At 69.8% G+C, this 19,647-nt stretch carries 18 protein-coding genes; 6 read left to right on the plus strand and 12 right to left on the minus strand.

Annotated elements, in window-relative coordinates; genetic code table 11:
- Positions 1-218 precede the first annotated feature (218 nt).
- Positions 219-542 carry a hypothetical protein gene (locus ON37_RS05410; RefSeq protein WP_051031229.1) on the plus strand — a complete coding sequence of 108 codons (324 nt, stop codon included), beginning with the start codon at positions 219-221 and terminating at the stop codon, positions 540-542.
- On the opposite strand, the gene ON37_RS05415 is transcribed toward ON37_RS05410, so the two are convergent.
- Entirely contained in the window at positions 505-1,062 is a 558-nt protein-coding gene (locus ON37_RS05415; protein WP_083892736.1) for a MarR family winged helix-turn-helix transcriptional regulator, read from the minus strand. The two genes, ON37_RS05410 and ON37_RS05415, sit on opposite strands and share 38 nt — an antisense overlap.
- A gap of 59 nt (positions 1,063-1,121) precedes the next feature.
- Between ON37_RS05415 and ON37_RS05420 the strand changes: the two genes are divergently transcribed.
- The gene (locus ON37_RS05420) at positions 1,122-2,558 is read left to right on the plus strand and encodes an MFS transporter (protein WP_040717355.1); all 1,437 of its coding nucleotides are present in this window, start codon (positions 1,122-1,124) and stop codon (positions 2,556-2,558) included.
- 3 nt (positions 2,559-2,561) lie between these two features.
- Here the strand turns inward: ON37_RS05420 and ON37_RS05425 are convergent, their stop codons facing one another.
- From ON37_RS05425 to ON37_RS05435, 3 genes are all read right to left on the minus strand, one after another.
- Positions 2,562-3,350 (minus strand): oxidoreductase, encoded by a 789-nt coding sequence (locus ON37_RS05425; RefSeq protein ID WP_040717358.1) that lies wholly within the window; start codon positions 3,348-3,350, stop codon positions 2,562-2,564.
- A 69-nt stretch (positions 3,351-3,419) separates the two neighbouring features.
- The gene (locus ON37_RS05430) at positions 3,420-3,995 is read right to left on the minus strand and encodes a TetR/AcrR family transcriptional regulator (protein ID WP_040717361.1); all 576 of its coding nucleotides are present in this window, start codon (positions 3,993-3,995) and stop codon (positions 3,420-3,422) included.
- Positions 3,996-4,034: 39 nt separating this feature from the next.
- Positions 4,035-5,309 (minus strand): MFS transporter, encoded by a 1,275-nt coding sequence (locus ON37_RS05435; protein ID WP_245553056.1) that lies wholly within the window; start codon positions 5,307-5,309, stop codon positions 4,035-4,037.
- Between the two features lie 441 nt (positions 5,310-5,750).
- Between ON37_RS05435 and ON37_RS05445 the strand changes: the two genes are divergently transcribed.
- A complete protein-coding gene (locus tag ON37_RS05445; protein ID WP_083892739.1) occupies positions 5,751-6,209 on the plus strand; it encodes an acyl-CoA thioesterase in 459 nt (152 codons plus the stop codon).
- Positions 6,210-6,216: 7 nt separating this feature from the next.
- On the opposite strand, the gene ON37_RS05450 is transcribed toward ON37_RS05445, so the two are convergent.
- The 3 genes from ON37_RS05450 to pdhA all read right to left on the minus strand — a co-directional run bounded on the left by ON37_RS05450 (position 6,217) and on the right by pdhA (position 9,789).
- A complete protein-coding gene (locus tag ON37_RS05450) occupies positions 6,217-7,587 on the minus strand; it encodes a dihydrolipoamide acetyltransferase family protein (RefSeq protein WP_051031230.1) in 1,371 nt (456 codons plus the stop codon).
- A gap of 109 nt (positions 7,588-7,696) precedes the next feature.
- The gene (locus tag ON37_RS05455; RefSeq protein WP_040717368.1) at positions 7,697-8,677 is read right to left on the minus strand and encodes an alpha-ketoacid dehydrogenase subunit beta; all 981 of its coding nucleotides are present in this window, start codon (positions 8,675-8,677) and stop codon (positions 7,697-7,699) included.
- Positions 8,674-9,789 carry a pyruvate dehydrogenase (acetyl-transferring) E1 component subunit alpha gene (gene pdhA / locus ON37_RS05460; RefSeq protein WP_245553058.1) on the minus strand — a complete coding sequence of 372 codons (1,116 nt, stop codon included), beginning with the start codon at positions 9,787-9,789 and terminating at the stop codon, positions 8,674-8,676. The genes ON37_RS05455 and pdhA overlap by 4 nt, the downstream gene beginning before the upstream one ends.
- 187 nt (positions 9,790-9,976) lie before the next feature.
- Between pdhA and ON37_RS05465 the strand changes: the two genes are divergently transcribed.
- From ON37_RS05465 to ON37_RS05475, 3 genes are all read left to right on the plus strand, one after another.
- Entirely contained in the window at positions 9,977-10,498 is a 522-nt protein-coding gene (locus ON37_RS05465) for an Lrp/AsnC family transcriptional regulator (protein ID WP_040717372.1), read from the plus strand.
- A 511-nt stretch (positions 10,499-11,009) separates the two neighbouring features.
- Positions 11,010-12,203 carry a benzoate/H(+) symporter BenE family transporter gene (locus tag ON37_RS05470; RefSeq protein WP_040717444.1) on the plus strand — a complete coding sequence of 398 codons (1,194 nt, stop codon included), beginning with the start codon at positions 11,010-11,012 and terminating at the stop codon, positions 12,201-12,203.
- A gap of 105 nt (positions 12,204-12,308) precedes the next feature.
- A complete protein-coding gene (locus ON37_RS05475) occupies positions 12,309-13,124 on the plus strand; it encodes a sulfurtransferase (protein WP_040717445.1) in 816 nt (271 codons plus the stop codon).
- A gap of 9 nt (positions 13,125-13,133) precedes the next feature.
- Here the strand turns inward: ON37_RS05475 and atzF are convergent, their stop codons facing one another.
- The 5 genes from atzF to ON37_RS05500 are packed head-to-tail and all read right to left on the minus strand — an operon-like array spanning position 13,134 to position 19,641.
- A complete protein-coding gene (atzF, locus tag ON37_RS05480) occupies positions 13,134-14,729 on the minus strand; it encodes an allophanate hydrolase (RefSeq protein WP_040717376.1) in 1,596 nt (531 codons plus the stop codon).
- Between the two features lie 8 nt (positions 14,730-14,737).
- The gene (locus ON37_RS05485) at positions 14,738-16,717 is read right to left on the minus strand and encodes a 5-oxoprolinase/urea amidolyase family protein (protein ID WP_040717379.1); all 1,980 of its coding nucleotides are present in this window, start codon (positions 16,715-16,717) and stop codon (positions 14,738-14,740) included.
- Positions 16,714-17,334 (minus strand): urea amidolyase associated protein UAAP2, encoded by a 621-nt coding sequence (locus tag ON37_RS05490; RefSeq protein WP_040717382.1) that lies wholly within the window; start codon positions 17,332-17,334, stop codon positions 16,714-16,716. Before ON37_RS05490 ends, ON37_RS05485 begins: the two co-directional genes overlap by 4 nt.
- Positions 17,331-18,083 carry a DUF1989 domain-containing protein gene (locus ON37_RS05495; protein ID WP_040717385.1) on the minus strand — a complete coding sequence of 251 codons (753 nt, stop codon included), beginning with the start codon at positions 18,081-18,083 and terminating at the stop codon, positions 17,331-17,333. The genes ON37_RS05490 and ON37_RS05495 overlap by 4 nt, the downstream gene beginning before the upstream one ends.
- A gap of 37 nt (positions 18,084-18,120) precedes the next feature.
- Positions 18,121-19,641: an amino acid permease gene (locus ON37_RS05500; RefSeq protein WP_040717391.1), complete on the minus strand. Its 1,521-nt coding sequence runs from the start codon at positions 19,639-19,641 to the stop codon at positions 18,121-18,123.
- Positions 19,642-19,647 lie beyond the last annotated feature (6 nt).

The following is a 19,647-nucleotide window of genomic DNA, read 5'->3' on the forward strand; positions in this document are numbered from 1 at the left end:
GGAGCTGTGACGACTGTGCAGCCGTGATCGGCGGATAACGGATCCGCTCGGCGGCCCGCGACGAAGGATGTCGCGGGCCGCCGTCGTTTCCCGGCCGTTCGTGACCGCGCAGGGCCGAAGCGGCTCGGTGTGGTTCCCGAGCCCGCGCACCGGGCTACAGTGGCTCGGGTACGCGCCGCGGTTGGGTGGGCGCGCCGCGCAGCAGGGAAGGGACCGGAATGACAGTGCGGGAGCAGTTCGATCTGCCTGCGGTGGACGAGGATTCGGCGATCTACGGAGACCCGTACCGGACACCGGAGGGCGCGACGGTCATCCCGGTGACGCGTCCGGGCGGAAGGTGGCGGCGGGCCCGGCCGCTCGGTGTCTTCGTGGTCGCCGACGGCAAGGCGTCCTGGCATGCGGTCACCAACGACACCGCGATCGCGCTGCTCGGCATCACCGTCGGCCTGGTGGCGACGGCGCTGTCGCTGACCGCGGTGGTCCGGCGTCCGCCGTGGCCGGATGTCACCGTGTCGGTGCATCGGGACCGGCCGGCGTCGTAGTAGTCCGGGTCCAGCGCCGGTCGAACGCCTCGGTGCGTTCGGCATTCGCGAGAAAGTCGTCGACCATCCGGTGGTTGAGCGCCGCCAGTTGCCGTAGGTCCTCGATCGACCAGGACGCCAATGCCTCCCGCATGTGCCGGCGGCTGACGCGGCGGATCGCGTCGACCGACGCGCGACCCTCGGTGGTGATCCGCACCCGCTGGGCGCGGCGGTCGTCCGGGTCGACCACCCGGTCGACGAGGCCCTCGCGTTCGAGGCGCTGAATCTGCCGCGTGACGTGCGGCGCCTCCACATCCAGACACGCTGCCAGTTCGCCCATGCGCATCGGTTCCTCGGCATCGGCGAGCATCCGCAGCAGGGGCACATTGGCCCGGTCGAGATTCACCCCCGCCGCGGCCACGGTCCGGTCGTGGCGCCGGGCGCGGGTGAGCAGATGGGCGATGCGGGTGAGGGCGCGTTCGAGCTCCACGATGTAGTCGGCATCGACCAGGGTTTCGGGGCTTCCTTCGGAACGCGGCACAAGGTTATCCTACAACCCAACTTACTTAAGTTAGGTAAGTTTAGGGATGAGGGAAACAGATGACGTCGACCGTCACCGGCCGATCCACCGGTACCCAGACCACATCCGGGGCGCCGGCGCACCTGGCCTTGACGCTGCTCGCGCTGTGCGCGGCCGGCCTGGTGGTCTCACTGCAGCAGACCGTGGTAATTCCGTTGCTGCCCAGGCTGATCGGGCAACTGCACACCGACGTCGCGGGCGTCACCTGGCTGTTCACCGCGGCATTGCTCACCGGAGCCGTCGCCACCCCGCTGCTGTCGCGCTTCGGCGATATGTACGGCAAGAAGCGCATGGTGATGTTCTGTATGGGGCTGCTGATCATCGGTTCGGTGATCTGCGCGCTGGCCGGTTCGCTGGGTGTCTACATCGTGGGCCGCGCGCTCCAGGGCACCTCGTCGGCCCTGATTCCGTTGGGCATCGGCATCATTCGCGATACCTTCCCGCGGGAGCGGTTGACCACCGCGATCGGCGTCATCAGCGGCACGATGGGCGTCGGCGGCACCATCGGCATGCTGGTGACGGGGGTGATCGCGGACAAGACCACCGATCCGCATCCGGTGTTCTGGATGACCGCCGCACTGGCCGTGGTCGCCACGGTGCTGGTCGGGGTGAGTGCCCGGGATGTGGGGGAACGTCACGGCGGGCGTCCCGACTTCCTCGGTGCGATCCTGCTCGCGGCGCTGCTGGTGTGCCTGCTGCTGGCGATCAGCGAGGGGCCGCGCTGGGGCTGGGGTGCGACCAGTGTGATCGGGCTCTTCGCGGCGGCCGCCGTGCTGGCGGTGGCATGGGTACTGGTGGAGCGCACCGTCGCCCAGCCGCTGGTGCGACTGCCGCTGCTGGTCGGCCCGCGCTCCCTGTCGGCCAATCTCGCCTCGGCGCTGCTCGGCTTCGCGATGTTCGGATCCTTCACGCTGATCTCGAATTTCGTGCAGACCCCGGCGGACAAGGCGGGCTACGGCCTGTCCGGCTCGGTGCTGGCGGTGGGTCTCTACGGCATTCCGAGCTCGGTACTGATGACCTTCTTCTCCTTCCGTACCGGGCGGATCGTCGCCCGGATCGGCCCGGCCTACACCCTCGCCATCGGCGCCGGATTCGCCTGCGCGGCAACCGGATGGCTGGCGCTGTCGAATGCGCACGGCTACGACATGATCATCTCGAACACCTTGCAGGGCATCGGCTTCGGGATCGGTTACGCCGCGCTGGGAACGCTTGCCGTGCAACATGTTCCGATGACCGAGAGCGGAATCGCCAGCGGCATCAACTCGCTGGTGCGGACCGCGGGCGGCAGTATCGCCGGCGCGATCACCGCGTCGATCCTCAGCGCCTTCACCATCGGACACACGGGGGTGCCGTCGCTGCACGCCTATGTGATCAGCTTCGCGGTGCTCAGCGTCGGCGCGTTCCTGGCCGCAGCCGTCGCCCTGGGCAACGGACTGCGGCACAAGCACGAACGGTAGCAATCAGGACTGCTTCAACGTCCCGCCGTCGATCACGAAATCCGCGCCGACGATATTGGCGGCCCGGTCCGAGACGAGGAAGGTGACCAACGCGGCCACCTCCTCGGGCTCGGAGATGCGCTTCGAGGCGATGCCGAAGCTCTCCCCGATGCTTGCCAGCAGATCCTCGTGGGAGACCCCCTGTGCCGCGGCGAGTTTCGCGCCGAAGCCGGTGGGGGACCGCCACAGCGAGCTCCCGACGACACCGGGGGAGACGGTGTTGACCCGCACACCCTGCGGCCCCAGCTCCTCGCTGAGGTGCTTGCTCAGCGCGGTGAGGGCGGCCTTGGCCTCGCTGTAGCCGAACGGGCCGGCTCCGGGCAGCTGCGCATTGATCGAGGAGATGTTCACGATCGAGCCCCGCCGCTCCAGCAGACTGGGCAGCGCTGCCCGCGTGGTCCAGACCTGGCTGAAGAAGTTGAGGTCGAACAGGGTCTTCCACTGCTCGTCGCTGGTGTCGAGGAATCCGCCCAGCCCCAGGCGATCGGCATCGCCGCCGCCGACGTTGTTGACGAGGATATCGATACCGCCGAGCTCGCGCAGGGCGGTATCGATCAGCGAGGTGACTCCCTCGGGGGTGCTGAGGTCGGCGGAAACCGCTGCGACGCTGGCCTTTTCGAGCTCCGGCGTCACATTCCGGGAGGCGCCGACCACCTGTACGCCCTCGGCGGTCAGCGCCTCGGCGATCGCCAGTCCGATGCCGCGGCCGGCGCCCGTGACGACGGCGGTCTTGCCGGTCAGTTCGAGTTCCATGAACGTTCCTTTCTTGAACTACAGGTCAAAAATTGTGGTGTGAAAAAAGGCCGCGACAGCGGTCCGGCCTCAAAGTGTGTGCAGCGCGGTGTCGATGATCCGATGCAGTGTCTCGGCATCGCTGGTTCGTGCCATGACCCGCAAACCGACGATGGTGTTCATCAGGAACTCCGCCGTGGTCCGGGGGTCGACCTCCGGACCGACGTCACCCTCCCGCCGGCCCCGCTCGATCCGCTCGGCCAGTGCCGACATGGTGTGTTCCTGCATGGTCCGCACCGCGCGCGTGATCTCGGCATCCTGGCCCGAGAACTCGGTGGCGGTGTTCACCGCCAGGCAGCCGCGTCGAACCGGTTGCGCCACATCGGAATCCACCAGAAAGCGGAGGAATTCGCCGATGCACTCGCGCGCGGTCCCCGGCCGGGCCATGAACTCCCCGGCCAGTTGCGCACCCATGCGGTCGTATCGGTCCAGTGCCCGTTCGAACAGCTCCCGTTTGCTGCCGAACGTGTGGTACAGACTCCCTTTCCCGATTCCGGTCGCCTCGGCCAGCTGCGCGGGCGAGGTGTTGGCGTATCCGTGCGTCCAGAACGCGTCCATCGCCCGATCCACCACTGCATCGGTCTCGAACTTCCGCGGCCTGCCCACATCGAGGACTCTACGAGTTTTTGTCCTCAAGGTCAACAATTATTCTCGGTCGCCCACCGTGCCGGCGAACCAGGCGCAGAGCAGGACGGCGACGAGGGGGAAGGTGAAGGCGACGGTCAGGGACGTGAGTTGGGCCAGCCAGCCGATCACCGAGGGGCCGGCGAGAAAGCCGAGATAGCCGAGCCCGAAGACCTTCGACATATCGGTGGCGGCGGTGGCCGTACCGAGATTGCCGGCCGCGGTGAAGATTTGCGGCACGCCGCCGGCCAGGCCGAGCCCGGCGAGAACCCAACCCGCGAGGCTCAGGGGTAGCCACGGTGCGGCCATGATGACCGCGAGCCCGGCGGCTCCCAGCACCGAACCCCAACGCACGACGGCGATGCGCCCGAATCGGCCGCTGACCCGATCCGCGCCGAAGCGACCGACGGTCATGGCGACGGAGAACGCGCCGAACGACAACGCGGCCGTCGCATCGCTGACCCCGAGGTGCTCATGGGTTTGCAGTGCGCTCCAGTCATTGGCCACCCCCTCGGCCATCAACATGGCGAAGGCGATCGCGGCCAGGGCCAGCACCCGGGGCGGCAACCAGCGGTGCACCAGTTGCCCAGCAGCGGAGACGAATCCGGTTCCTCCGGCGTCGTACCGCGGGGCTGCCGCACGGCGGGAGGCAACCGGTGCGTCGGCTCCCGCATCGGCCCGTTCCGGCTGCGATGTCGCCCGGAGACGGGGGAGTAGCGCGGGCACTGTCACCGCCACGACCACGAGGCTCCCGGCCGCCGCGACCGCGAAACTCACCCGAATATCCACCTGCGCGTGCATCGCCGCCGCGCCCGCCAGCGATCCCACCAGCCCGCCGCAGGAGAACAGCGCGTGGAAGGCGGCCATGATCGGCCGGCCGTAGACTCGCTCGACCTCGACGGCCTGGGCGTTCATCGACACGTCGAGCGCGCCGTTGCCGAAGCCGAAAAGCGCCAGCGCGATGCCGAGTTGGATCGGACCGGTCGCCCATGCCGGCCCGTTCACGGCCAGCGTCAGCCACAGCGCGGCCGCGCCGACCAGAATCCGGCTGCCGAAGCGGTCGGCGAGCGGCCCCGCCGCCTGCATGCCGACGATGCCACTGCCTGCCATCACCAGAATGAGCAGACCCAGCGTCCCGTGTGCGACTCCGGTGCGCTCGGTGATGACCGGAATATGGACCACCCACATCGCGGCCAGGAATCCGTTGAGCGCGAAAACCGCGAAGACAGCCGCTCGTGCGCGGCGGGCGGCCGGAGCTACCGGACCGCGCCGCGCCACCTCCACCGATGAATTCACCGATTCGACGGTACCGGGCGCGCACCGAATGTTCAGGACACGCCGCGGCTCGACACACCGCGCCGGATGGCGCGGAACCCATTGGGGCCCAACACCCGAAGCGCCTGCCCCGCGAGTACGACTCCGGAGCGGAGGAGTGCGTCGAAGCGTCGTCGATTCGGCGGCGCCGGCCGCGGCCGGCGGCTCCCCGTATCCCGAACGATCACGGCATCGTCGACGTCACCGCACGGGCCCCGGATGTAACCGGTTTCGATTCGAGTGTATGACCTACCACCGACACGTTTCTGCGACGCGCCGGGTTCACTGTCGTGGTGACTCGGGCTGCCGCCTCCGCCCGCGTCGCTCCGATCGCTGTGTTGGCCGGCGATCTGCGCGGCGGGCTTCGTGGTGACGCGGGCTGCCGCCTCCGCCCGCGTCGCTCCGATCGCTAGAGTCGTCCCGGTGACCACACAGCAGGACTATCCGGTGCTCTGGCCGGTGCCGACGCGTTGGGCCGACAACGACCACTACGGCCACGTCAACAACGTCACCTACTACTCGTACTTCGACACCGCGGTCAACGCCTGGCTGATGGCCGCTACCGGCACCGATATTCGCGAGCTGCCGGCCATCGGGGTGGTGGCACAGACGTCCTGTCAGTACCTGGGATCGCTGAGCTTCCCCGACGAACTGCGGGTCGGCTTGCGGATCACCCGGCTGGGACGCTCCAGCATCACCTACGACCTGGCGATCTTCCGCGTCCTCGACCCGGGCGACGCCGGGACGACCGCCGGGGCGGAGTTGGAACTCGCGGCGAAGGGCACCTTCGTGCACGTCTACGTCGACAACGAGACCCGCAAATCCGTCGAGATTCCGGCGGTCATCAGGGCGGCTGCGGCCACCCTGGTCACCGAGGACTAGGGACGGTTCAGACCCGGCCCAGCAGCGTCAGCGGATCCTCCAGCAGCGCGGCCACCGTCGACAGGAAACGCGCGCCGAGTTCGCCGTCGATCATGCGGTGATCGAAGCTCACCCCGAGCGTGGTGATCCAGCGGATCGCCGGTTCGTCCCGATACACCCACGGGCGTTTGCGGATCGAACCGAGGCACAGAATCGCGCCCTCACCCGGATTCACCAGCGGCACACCGGTATCCACGCCGAATACGCCGACATTGCTGATGGTGAAGGTGCCGCCGCGCAGATCGGCCGGGGTGGCCGACCCGGCCCGCGCCACATCCGCGAGCCATCCGATCTCCCGGCACAGTTCGCGCAGGCTCAGGGAGTGTGCCTCCTTGATGTTCGGGACGAGCAGCCCGCGTTCGGTGGCGACCGCGATGCCGAGATTGACGTAGTGCTTGGTGACGATCTGATTCGCCTCGGCGTCCCAGTAGGAGTTGATCCCCGGGAATTCCGCGATCGCCGCCAGCGTCGCCTTGGCCACCAGGGCCAGCGGGGTCAGGGAGAGCCCGGTGAAGGAATCGGTGTTGCGCAGGTGGTCGAGCAGTTCCATCGAGGCGGTGAAATCCGTGGTCACGAAGGCGCTGGCCTGCGGAATCGTCCGCGCACTGGTGGTCATGGCCGCGGCGATGCGCTTGCGGACGCCGCTGACCGGTGTCCGGGTCTCCCGCTCGCTGGGCGCCGGCCGGATGATCCCGCCGTCGGGCCGCATGGTCGGAACCGGCGGGGCGGTCGGCCGCGGCGCGTCCGCTCCTTCCTCCTCGGCGCGCACCCGGCGCGGCGGCGCCGAGACCGGCACGGCATGGCGCACATCCTCGACCGTCACCGCGCCGCCGGGCCCCGACCCGGCCACGAATGCGATATTGATGCCCAACTCACGCGCCAATTGCCGCGCGGCCGGGGTGGCCGGTGGCCGGCCCGGAAATTCCGGCGGCATCTCGTCGGTACCCGAATGCTGCGGGGTGGCACCGTTTTTCGCGCCCGGGCGGCGGCGACGGGTCGCCGTTTCGGACTCGGGGCCGTAGCCGACGAGCACCGATGTCCGTTCCGGCGGCTCGGCGGGCGCGGTGGCCGCATCGACGCGCACGCGGATCAGTGGCGCGCCCACCGCGACCGTCTCGCCGGGCCGGGCCAGGAGTTCGGTCACCTCTCCGGTGAACGGGCACGGTAGCTCCACCTGCGCCTTGGCGGTTTCCACCTCGGCGATGGTCTGATTGAGTTCGACGGTATCGCCGACGGCCACCGCCCACGAGACGAGTTCGGCCTCGGTCAGTCCCTCTCCGAGATCGGGCAGGCGGAACTCGAGTATGCGGCTGTTGTCATCGGCAGCGGGGTCTTCCAACGGGCACCTCTGTCTGAACGAGCGTATGTCTGAACGAGCGTCGGTGTGGCCGGGCCCGCGCGCGGCCCGGCCTGATGGTGCTCCGCTGCCGCCTTCGGGCCTCACTCCCTCAGGCAGCGAGCGTTCGGTCGACCGCGTCGAGAATGCGGTCGGGGTCCGGTATGTGATGCCGTTCGAGCTTAGCGGGGGGATACGGGATGTCGAAGCCTCCGACGCGCAGGACCGGCGCCTCGAGATAGTAGAAGCATCGCTCGGCGATCCGGGCGGCGATCTCCGCGCCGAGCCCGGCGAATACCGGCGCCTCGTGTGTGACGACCAGCCGGCCGGTGCGGCACACCGACTCCTCGATGGTGTCGAAATCGATCGGCGACAGGCTGCGCAGGTCGATGACCTCCAGCGAATGCCCCTCACCGGCGGCGATTTCCGCGGCGGCGAGGGCGGTGGAGACCATTCCGCCGTAGGCGACCACGGTGGCGTCGCGGCCGGCGCGGCGGATGCGAGCCCGGTCGAGTGGTAGCGGGTCGGCGTCCAGTGCCGCGAAATCCAGATCGGCCTTGTCCCAGTAGCGGCGCTTCGGTTCGAAGAAGATCACCGGGTCGTCGCACGAAATCGATTGGCGCAGTAGCTGATAGGCGTCGGCAGGCGTGCTGGGCGACACCACCCGCAGCCCGGCGGTATGTGCGAAATAGGCCTCAGGTGACTCCGAGTGGTGCTCGACCGAACCGATCCCGCCACCGAACGGGATACGGATGGTGATCGGCGCCCGGACCTTGCCCTGGGTGCGGTAGTGGATCTTGGCGACCTGGGAGACGATCTGATCGAAGGCCGGGTAGACGAATCCGTCGAACTGGATCTCACACACGGGCCGGAATCCGCGCAGCGCCATGCCGAATGCCGTTCCGATGATGCCCGATTCGGCCAGCGGCGTATCGATGACGCGATTGTTGCCGAAGTCCTTCTGCAGGGTGTCGGTCACCCGGAACACGCCGCCGAGCCGCCCGATGTCCTCACCCATCAGCACGACCTTGGGGTCGTCCTCGAGCGCTCGGCGCATGCCGGTGTTCAGCGCAGCCGCGAAGGTGGTGATCATGGCCGGACTCCTTCCTCGAAACCCGCGAGATACCCGGCGTATTCGGCCCGCTCGTCGGCGATCAGCGGATGGTCGGTGGTGTAGACGTGGTCGAACAGCTGCATCGGATCCGGATCCGGCATCTCGATGGTGGCGGTCCGGACGGCGGCGCCCACGGCATCGGCGCGATCGGCGACGCGGCGTTCGAAGTCGCTGTCCCACAACTCTTCCCGTTCCAGCAGTCGTCGCATCCGATCGATCGGATCGCGCCGCCGCCACAATTCGGTCTCCGCGGCCGAGCGGTACCGGGTGGGATCGTCCGCGGTGGTGTGCGGGCCCATGCGATAGGTGATCGCCTCGATGAACGACGGGCCGCCGCCGGCGCGTGCCCGGGCCACCGCCTGCCGGGTGACCGCCAGTACGGCCAGGACGTCGTTCCCGTCGACCTGCACGCCCGGCATGCCGTAGCCGTAGGCCCGGCGCACGATCGGCGTCTGGCTCTGCACCGCGACCGGTTCGCTGATGGCCCAGTGATTGTTCTGGCAGAAGAACACCACCGGGGCGCTCCAGGCCGCGGCGAAGCCGAGCGCTTCCGCGATGTCGCCCTGGCTGCTGGCGCCGTCACCGAAATAGGTCAGCACCGCGATTTCCGCACCCTCGAGATGGGCGGCGTAGGCGTACCCGGTGGCGTGCAGGCCCTGGGAGCCCACCACGATCGCCGGATTGGTCATGTTGATCTCGTCCGGATCCCAGCAGGAGTGTGCGACCCCGCGCCACAACCGGGTGATCAGCGCCGGATCCACGCCGCGGCAGTAGGCCACCCCGGCCTCGCGGTAACTGCAGAAGACGTAGTCGTCGGAGTGCAGGGCCCGGGCCGATCCGATCTGGGCGGCTTCCTGACCGAGCAGTGGGGCCCACAGACCCAGCTGGCCCTGCCGCTGGAGGGCGGTCGCCTCGACATCGATACGCCGGATGACGACCAGATCCTCGTAGAGATCACGCAGTTCGGCCGGGCCGATATCGGCGACCAGGGCGGCATGATCGCGATCGAGAACGCGGCGACCGTCGGGCTGAACCAATTGCACGGGATAGGGGTTCGTCCCGGTGTCGTGCCTGGTTGTGGGGTTGTGCACAGCCATCACCTCCTGGTTGCCGCGGCCACGGGGTCTCCGGGCGTCGCGAATCCGGCGGACTGCTTGTTTCGCCAGCTGTGTGCTGTACCTCACAGCATCCACCATTGAGCGGGATGCGCAAGTGATGACACGCGAACTGAGCAGAATGCTCGATCCGAGGCGGGTTCGAGCTGTCATACTGCGTCACATGACCAGTGCCGAACCCGCCCCGGCGACTATCGACGCGACCGACGCCCGGCTGCTGCTGGAACTGGTAGCCCACCCTCGTGCCACCGGCGTGGAATTGGCCACCCGGCTGGGGCTGTCTCGCAATACCGTGCAGGCCAGGTTGGCGCGCTGGGAGGCCGCGGGCGTGCTGGCCGGCTTCGAGCGCCGGGTCGACCCCCGGGCGCTCGGCTATCGATTGGCCGCCTTCGTCGCGGTGGTGGTCGACCAGCATCGGCTCGCCGCCGTGGTGGCCGAGCTGGCCGAGATCCCGGAGGTCACCGAGGTGTGCGGAACGACCGGGCCGACCGATCTCACCGTGCGGGTGGTCGCCCGCGATGCCGACGACCTGTACCGCATCACCGGCGCGATCCTGAAGATCGCCGGCGTGGAACGCACCAACATGGCGCTGGTGATGCAGCAACTGGTCGGCCCGCGCACGGCGCCCCTGCTGCAGCGTCTGGCCGGCGTGGCCGGCGACACCGAACGGGCCGCCGGCCGCTGAACCGCTCCGCTGTGCGGCTACTGCGCACGGCGGCCGAGTGCACGCCGATGTCCAGGATCCGATCGGCACGGCGACGAATGTCCCAACTGCGCCTGCGGTCGGGCCCTGCCCGGTGGAAGCGTCGGGCGAAGCCGGTGCGCCCGGGCCGCCGGCCGCGGATCCTGTGCTTCCGATCCGGTGGGTACGTGCCGGCCGGACAGGCGGGTCGGTGCCGAGCCGGTCGGCCTGGCCGAAGCGTGGTTCGGTGCTCGACTGTTCGGCCGTGCCGAGGGTGTGGTTCGGCGCTCGGCGGTCGCTCACGGCGCGGCGGCGGAGCGAGATCGGCCGGGAATTCGGGCCAGTTTCGGCGGATTGGCTGCTGACCCGAGGTCCAGTACGCCGCGAAGATAGCTCGGTGACTGCCACCGACTCCGCATCCCGGACGCCCCGGTCCCAGCCGCCCGCGGACGCTTCGGCCCGCGTGGATTCGGCGCGCGACGAATCGGGATTCGCGGCGGCTGCCGACGCGCGCATCGAGGAGTCCGGCGGTCTCGGGCAAGCGGTCGGTGCCGGAATCATCGCGGCGCTGGTGGGATTCACCAGTTCGTTCGCCGTGGTGCTGGCCGGGCTGAGTGCGGTCGGCGCGACCCCGGCGCAGGCCGCCTCGGGACTGCTGGCCGTCTGTGTCACCCAGGCCGTGGGGATGGCGATACTGAGCCGGCGCTATCGGATGCCGATCACGCTCGCGTGGTCGACCCCCGGCGCCGCGCTGCTGGCCGGAACCGGTGCGGTGGCCGGTGGCTGGGCGGCGGCGGTCGGGGCGTTCGTGGTGACCGGAGTTCTGATCGTGCTCACCGGGTGCTGGGCACGGCTGGGCCGGTTGATCACCGCGATACCCGTCGAGATCGCCCAGGCCATGCTCGCCGGTGTGCTGCTGCCGCTGTGCCTGGCCCCGCTGCGCGCGCTGACCACCTCGAGCGCGGCGGTGGTCGCGCCCGTGCTGGTGGTGTGGGTGGTGTTGCAGCGGTACGCCCAGCGGTGGGCGGTGCCCGGCGCCTTCGCTACCGCCGTGGCGGGCGCGGCGATCGCGATGGTCGCCGGGCACCGCGCCATCGCGGTGGGCGATCTGGTGCCGACGCTGGAAATGACTGTGCCGCAGTGGAATTGGCAGGCTCTGATCGGGATAGGTGTCCCGCTGTATGTGGTGACGATGGCGGCGCAGAACATTCCGGGTGTCGCCGTGATGAGTTCGTTCGGCTATCGCGTCCCGTGGCGGGCGTCGATGACCGTGACCGGACTCGGCACCATCGTGGGTGCGCCGGCCGGTGGTCATGCCATCAACCTGGCCGCGATCAGCGCCGCGCTGGCGGCCGCCCCCTCGGCCCATCCGGATCCGCGGCGGCGGTGGTGGGCGACCGTATCGGCCGGGGGGACCTACCTCGTGCTGGCGCCGGCGGCCGCGGCGCTCGTCGCCCTGACCGCGGCCGCGCCGGCGGGGGTGCTGGAAACCGTTGCCGGACTTGCCCTCATCGGCACCTTCGCGGCCGCCCTCACGGCGGCGCTCGGGGCGAGCGAACATCGCGTCGCGGCGACCGTGACCTTTCTGGTCTCGGCCTCGGGGATCGCCGTCCTCGGCGTCGGCGCCGCGTTCTGGGCGGTGGTCGCGGGCCTGGTCGTGCGCTGGATGCTGACCCGGCCGCCCGCGGCGGCCGAGCCCGCCGAGTAACCGTCCGGCCCCGCCGCGGCGGGTGTCGTACGCTGGGACTGTTCGTGTCACCGGTACGTCGTCACAGGTACGTCTCTGACTGAGGAGCAGGGCTTGGCCGCGGTACTGATCTCTCCCGAGGAACTTCGGAAAGCGCTGTCCGACAGCGAGAACCGGATACATCTGCTGGATGTGCGGTGGGCGCTGGGCGATCCAGACGGGCCGCAGCACTATCTCGACGGCCACATTCCCGGTGCGGTCTTCGTGGACCTGGAGACCGAACTGGCCGCCCCGCCCTCGCCGGCGCACGGTCGTCACCCGCTGCCGACAATGGCACACCTGCAGAAATGCGCGCGCAGCTGGGGCCTGCGCCGCGGCGAACCGACCGTGGTCTACGACGCCACCGGGGCGATGGCCGCGGCCCGCGCGTGGTGGCTGCTGCGCTGGGCCGGAGTGAGCGAGGTGCGGATTCTCGACGGTGGTCTGCCCGCCTGGCAGCGCTGCGGCGGTGAACTCGCCACCGGCAGCGAACCCGATCCGGTGCCCGGCAATGTGGTGCTCACACCCGGCAATATGCCCGTGGTGGAGGCCGACGAGGTGGCCGCCTGGCCCGGTGCGCTGCTGGACGCGCGCGCCGGGGAGCGCTACCGGGGCCAGGTGGAGCCGATCGATCCGCGAGCCGGGCACATACCGGGCGCGGTGAGCGCGCCGACGGCCGAAAACCTCACGCCCGAGGGCACCTTCAAATCACCGGAGCAATTGCGGGCCCGATTCTCCGATCTGGTATCGGGACCGGTCGCGGTCTACTGCGGTTCCGGGGTGACGGCCGCACACCAGATCGCGGCGCTGACGATGGCCGGCTTCTCGGCCGCGCTGTACCCCGGTTCCTGGTCGCAGTGGTCGTCGGACCCCGATCGCCCGGTGGCCACCGCCCTGGACTGACCGCTCGGATCAGCCGACCGCCCCTGCCGCCAGCGCCGCCCGCCAATCGCCGTACTCGCTGATGTCCTTGCCGGCCGCCGCCGCCGCGCCGTCGCATCCGAACGCGGTATGCCAGCTGCCGTCGGCCAGCTCGACCGCGCCGAGTTGCATCGGGGCCGGTAGCTCGGCGAGGAACCGGCCCAGCGCCGCGGGGGACAGCAGCCAGCGTTCGCCCGCGACCGAGACCCCGTTCTCACATCGCGTCACCGCCGGTTTGGGCGGTGTCGTATCCAGCGCGGCAAGCCGATAGGCCGCGGCCGTGCGTACCGGGCCGGCCCAGCGCGCGCCGAGGGCGTGCAGTTGATATTCCAGCGGTTGGCCGCGTAGATGGGCGCCGAAGACGATCAGCTCGCACACCGGCGCCACCGCCAGCGGCCAGGGCCGCTCGCACACGTCCTCGCCCGTGACGGCCGCGGCGATATCCACTGCCACCGCGTCCTCGAACGGGCGAGCGAAAACCGTGACGCCGAAACAGGATTCACCGGCCGTGCCGGCGGGCACCGCCACCGCGCAGAGATCGAACAGGTTGCAGAAATTGGTGTAGGTCCCCATTCGGGAATTGACGCCGACCGGATCGGCCGCGACCTGCGCGATGGTCGGGTGCGTCGGCGCGGTCGGAGCGAGCAGGGCATCGGCCCCGCCCAGACTCGCCATGGCGCGGGCGCGTAACCGTTCGAGTTCGGCGCGGTCCCGAACGAGGTGATGCGCCGGTATGGCAGCCGCGGCGGCGATGATCTTCGCCACCGTCGGATCCACCGATTCCGGTCGGCTGTCGATGAATTCACCGACCGCCGCATACCGTTCGGCGACGAGTGCGCCGTCGTAGAGCAGCCGGGCCGCGGCCAGGAACGGTGCCGGATCGATCTCGACGACGGTGACCCCGCGTCCCCGCAGCGCCGCCACCGTCCGCTCGAAGGCCGCCCGCCACACCGGATCGAGTTCCGGCAGTTCGGCGAAGACGGCAACGGTCGGTTCGGCGGGTGCGGCGAGCCGGATATCGGCCGGCCAGGCGCGATCGGGTGCGCCGGCCGCGAGCACACCCATGGCACGATCGGCGAGTGCCAGATCGCGGGCGAAGATCGTGACGCAGTCGTAGGAGCGGCAGGCCGGGACCACGCCCTCGGTGGAGATCACCCCCACGGTCGGTTTGATGCCGACGATGCCCTGCAGCGCCGCGGGCACCCGTCCGGAACCGGCGGTGTCGGTGCCGATCGCGATATCGGCCGCTCCGGTAGCGACCGCGACCGCCGACCCCGAACTCGAACCGCCCGAGATGAATTCGGGCCGCCGCGCATCCGGCACCACCCCGTAGGGCGATCGGGTGCCGACCAGCCCGGTCGCGAACTGATCCAGATTCGTCTTCCCGACCACGACTGCTCCGGCGGCGCGCAGGGCCGCGACCGCCGGTGCGTCGCGGGGCGGAACATACGCGTAGTCGGGACATCCGGCGGTCGTCGGCACCCCGGCGACGTCGACATTGTCCTTGACGGCCAGCCGGAGTCCGGCCAGCGGTCCGCTGGGCGCCGCGCTCGGATCGTCGGCGCAGCGGTGGATCCATACGGTCACGTCGGTTCTCACCCTCGTTCGTGCAACTCGCCGGCCGCCTGCCAGGAATTACGCTCGGCGGCAAAGGCTTCGGCCTGTCGGGCGCGGAACTCGGCGATCGAGCCCGCGTTGGCGGCCAGGAAATCCCGGTACTCGGCGAGCCGGAACTCACCGTCCTCGGCACGCAACTCGGTGCGGCCCCGCGCGACATCGGCGCGCAGATCCAGCAATTCCTCGGCGCTGACCGGATACCAGCGGATGCGGTCGAAATACCGCAGCAGCCAGGGATCTTCACTCTCGCCGGTGCTGTGGTGGTTCCACACCTGCGTGGTCCGGCCGACGAACTGATATCCGCCGGGCCCCTCCATGCCGTAGATGCACAGGTAGGCTCCGCCGATGCCGACCGCGTTCTCCGGCGTCCAGGTGCGTGCCGGGTTGTATTTCGTGGTCACCAGGCGGTGCCGCGGGTCGGTCGGCGTGGCCACCGGCGCGCCGAGATACACGTCGCCGAGTCCCAGTACCAGATACTCCGCCGCGAACACCGTATCGAAAACCGCTGCCACCGTGGGCAATCCGTTCATCCGCCGAATGAATTCGATATTCCACGGGCACCAGGGGGCATCGGCGCGCACGCCGTGCATGTAGCGGGTGATCGCTTCCCGGGTGGACGGATCGTCCCAGGACAGCGGCCGATGCACGGTCCGGCTCGGTACCACCAGATCTCCGGCGGCGGGCAGCGCGGATTCGGCCTCGGTCACCAACCGCAGCAATTTCGTCGTGGACAGCCGGTCCGGATCGAAGCGGACCTGGAGCGAGCGGATGCCGGGGGTCAGCTCCGTGACGGCCGGTTCGGCGTGCTCGAGCAGGTGCTGGTGCAGGGCGTGCACGCGCGCCCGCAGCCCGAGGTCCAGGGTCATATCGCCGTATTCGATCAGCATCCCGTCGTCACCGGCGCGCCGGTAGGTGATGGCGGTGCCGTCGTCGGCCTCCGCGCGCGCCAGGATTCCGTCGTCGCCGTCGCCGCCCGTGGAGAGTACGAACGGCCAGTCGGCGCGGCGGGCCGGCCCCAGCGCGCGGACCGAGGCCGCGCGATCGGCCCGGATCGGGACGAAGCGCACGGTGTCGCCGGCGCGAAGTTGCCCCAGCTTCCAGCGATCCGCGGCCACCACCGTGACCGGACAGACGAATCCGCCGAGGCTCGGTCCGTCGGGCCCGAGCAGAATGGGCGTGTCGCCGGTGAAATCGAGGGCGCCCACCGAGTACGCGGTGTCGTGGATATTGGAGGGGTGCAGTCCGGCCTCGCCGCCGTCGCTGCGCGCCCATTCCGGTTTCGGCCCGATCAGCCGCACCCCGGTCCGATCCGAATTGAAATGCACCTCGTAGTCGGTATGCAGAATGGTGTCGATATCCGCGCGGGTGAAGAATTCCGGCGCCCCGTGCGGGCCCTCGGTGACCGCCAGTTCCCAGCGGTGGGAGAGCACGGGTTGTTCGGCCATGGGGACGCCGGATCCGGTCCGTTCCGGTGCCGCCCCGAGCGGCAGGCGGTCTCCGGCCCGCAGTGCGGCGCCGGTTCCGCCGAAGCGGCCGAGGGTGAACGTCGCTGTGCTGCCGAGGTATTCGGGCAGGTCGATGCCGCCGGCGATCAACACGTAACTGCGCATACCCGGCCCGGGCACGGCGCCGATATCGAGCACCGCACCGGCCGGCACCTCGACACACCGCCACTGCCGTACCGGCGTGCCGTCGACCGTCACGGCTACCGGGGCGCCGGTGACGCAGATCCGGGTGCGGGTGTCGAATCGCAGCGTCGGCCCGCTGAGGGTGCATTCGAGGCCGGCGGTGCCCTCGTCGTTGCCGAGGGCGCGGTTGCCGAGCCGGAACGACAGGTCGTCCATCGGTCCCGACGGCGGGACGCCGACATGCCAGTAACCGGTGCGGCCCGGCCAATCCTGCACGGTGGTCAGCATTCCCGGTCGCAGCACGTCGAGGTGGCGGCTCGGGCCGGTCATCGCGACACCACCATCCGGATCGGCGTCGGGTCGAAACCGTTGCAGGGGTTGTTGATCTGCGGGCAGTTGGACACCAGGACCAGGGTGTCGACCTCGGCGCGCAAGGTCACCGACTTACCCGGGCCGGAGCGGCCGTCGACGATGCCGAGCGTGCCGTCGGGCTCGACCGGAACGTTCATGAACCAGTTGATGTTCGAGACCAGGTCGCGTTTGCCGAGCCCCCATTTCAGCGCCTCGGTGAGGAAGTTCTCCACGCAGGCGTGCTGATGGCGGGTGTGGTGGCCGTAGCGCAGCGTATTGGATTCCTGTGAGCAGGCGCCGGCGATGGTGTCGTGGTTGCCGACGTCGTCGGCGACGACCGTCATCAGCGCCGACCCGGATTCGGTGCGCAGCACGCTGCCCGTGGTCAGGAAGATGTTGCGCTGGGCGGCGACGGTGGCTTGGGCGCTGTAGCGGTCGGTGTGATCGGCGGCCGAGTACAGCAGGCAGTCCACGGCCTGATTGCCGTGCAGGTCGACGATCTGCCACTGCTCACCGGCCCGCACCACCGCCGACCAGGGTGCACAGGCGGCTACGGTCTCGTCCAGGACGACGGTGCGCTCGGTAACGGTGGTCATGCGATCGCCTCCAGCTGGTGTGCGGCCCGCCAGGCCTGTTCGGTGTTGTCCACGGCGCGTCGGTATTCCGGCTCGCTGTCGTCCGCGGTGTTCGGTGGTTCCCCCGTCTGCCACGCGACGACGTCGAGCGCCGTCGCCGGCCGGTCGTCGAGCGGATGGGTGCCGTTGGCGACCAGCACCGTCAGCGGCAGATGGATGAGCAGCTCGACCGAGTGCCCGGGCCCGGCGCTGCCCGTGGCGCCCAGCCCGCCGTCGGGACCGACCCGGACCCCACGGAACAGCGCGATCGTGGGACCGATATCGCGCGGGGTGAGGCCGTGTTTGGCCCCGGCGACCCGCAGCGCGGTCCGCACCGGCGCGGTGGGACCGCACAGGGTGTCGTGCCGGCCGCCGGTGTCGGCGACGATGGTGGCCAGGACCCGGCCCTGGTCCGAGAGCAGCGGATGGCCGGGCCCGAGATAGGCCTGCCACGGCACCTTGACGGTGTCGGCGACGTTCAGGCGTTCCCACGGCGCATCGGCCCGGAGCAGCAGGAGATGGGCGCCGGCCGCGCCCTCGGGATCGGTGAACCGGATTCTGGTGCCCCGGGCGAGGACGGCGGTCGTGTACCCGGTGCCCGGAACCCGTTGCGCGAAAGTGATTCTCGACGCGTCGATGCCGGCGGGCAGATCCGGCCCGGCGACGGCCGCACCGGCGGCTTGGGCGCGGGCATGGTCGCGGGCGCCCGTCGGGGAGGCGGTGTCGGACATGAGGACTCCTCGGATGCGAATGTGTTCGGATTCCGGATCAGGCGGGTTGCGGCGCCGGCTGCGCCGCGGGCGCGGCGGCCGGTGTGACCAGCCGGTGGACGAGGGCGCCCACGACAATCGTCAGGAGCAGGAAAAGCGGTGCGGCCCAGAGCATCCACCAGCCACCGCCCGCCGGGGTGTAGACCTCCGCGCGCGGCCAGGCCAGGTTCACCGCCATCGCGATGCCCCAGACCACGGCCAGCAGATTCACCACGACGCCGTAGCGGCCGAGGGTGAACAAACCCGGTTCCGCGGCCGGCCAACCGCGCAGCCGCCGAATCAGCAGGGGCACGGTGACCAGCAGATAGGCGACGTAGAGCGTCACGATGCAGACACTCGCGAGGGTGGCGAACACCGCGGCGTTGCCCAGATTCAGCACCAGCAGGGCCACCGCGAGGACACCGATCACCACCGCCGGCAGTACCGGCGTGCCGAACCGGGGGTGGACCGCGGCGAGGCGCGCGGCGAACGGCAGGCGGCCGTCGCGGGCCATGGAGAAGATCAGGCGCGAGCCCGCGGTCTGAATGGCCAAGGTGCACACCGTGATCGCCACGGCCACACAGCACAGCAGCACGGTGCCCGCGGGGCTGTCGAGTTTCGCGGTGATCACGTAGGCCAGGCCCTCGGCCGCGAGCCGGCCGTCGCTCACACTCGGCGCGGCCATCAGCGCGCCGAGCAGCAGCAGGCCGCCGCCGAGTGCCGAGGCCGACAGCGCCAGCAGGATGGTGCGCGGGGCGACCCGGCGCGGGTTCTTCGTTTCCTCGGAAAGCTCTCCGGCGGAATCGAATCCGACCATCACGTAGGCGGCCATCAATCCGGAGACCAGAAACGCGGCCCAGTACGGACCGGGGGCGGCCTCGTCGGTGCGCAGCACGATGTCGGCGCCGCGCTCGGTGTGGGTGAAGAAGAGCGCGATGACCGCCAGCACGCCGACGATTTCGACGGTGACGCCGATCGAATTGATCCGGGCCATCAGATCGATGCCCACCACGTTGATCACCGTGGTGACCACCAGCAGCACACTGCCCAGCAGGACGGCGTTGGTGGCGCCGTCGGTCGAGGTGAGGGCGGTGTCGGTGCCCACGAGCTGGAATCCGCTCCAGATCGAGGGCAGAACCACCTGCAGCGCGATGGCGGCGGCCGCGGCGGTGACGATCTGGGCGATGATCATCATCCAGCCCGCGAACCAGCCCACCAGCTCGCCGGCCAACCGCCGCGACCACTGGTAGATGCAGCCCGAGATCGGGTAGCGCGCGGCGAGTTCGGCGAAATTGAGGGCGACCAGGAACTGTCCGGCGAAGACGATCGGCCAGGTCCAGAAGAAGGCCCCGCCACCGAATCCGTAACCGAATCCGAAGAATTGGAAGATGGTGGTGAGGATGGAGACGAAGGAGAATCCGGCGGCGAACGAGGCGTAGCGGCCGAGCTTGCGATGCAGCACCGGCTGGTACCCGAAGCGTTCGAGGTCGGCGTTGTCGCCGGGCGCGGCGTGCGGAGGTGGATCGAGGGTGATGGCCATGGGCGG

This window comes from Nocardia veterana NBRC 100344 (assembly GCF_000308855.1).
GTDB classification, from domain to species: domain Bacteria; phylum Actinomycetota; class Actinomycetes; order Mycobacteriales; family Mycobacteriaceae; genus Nocardia; species Nocardia veterana.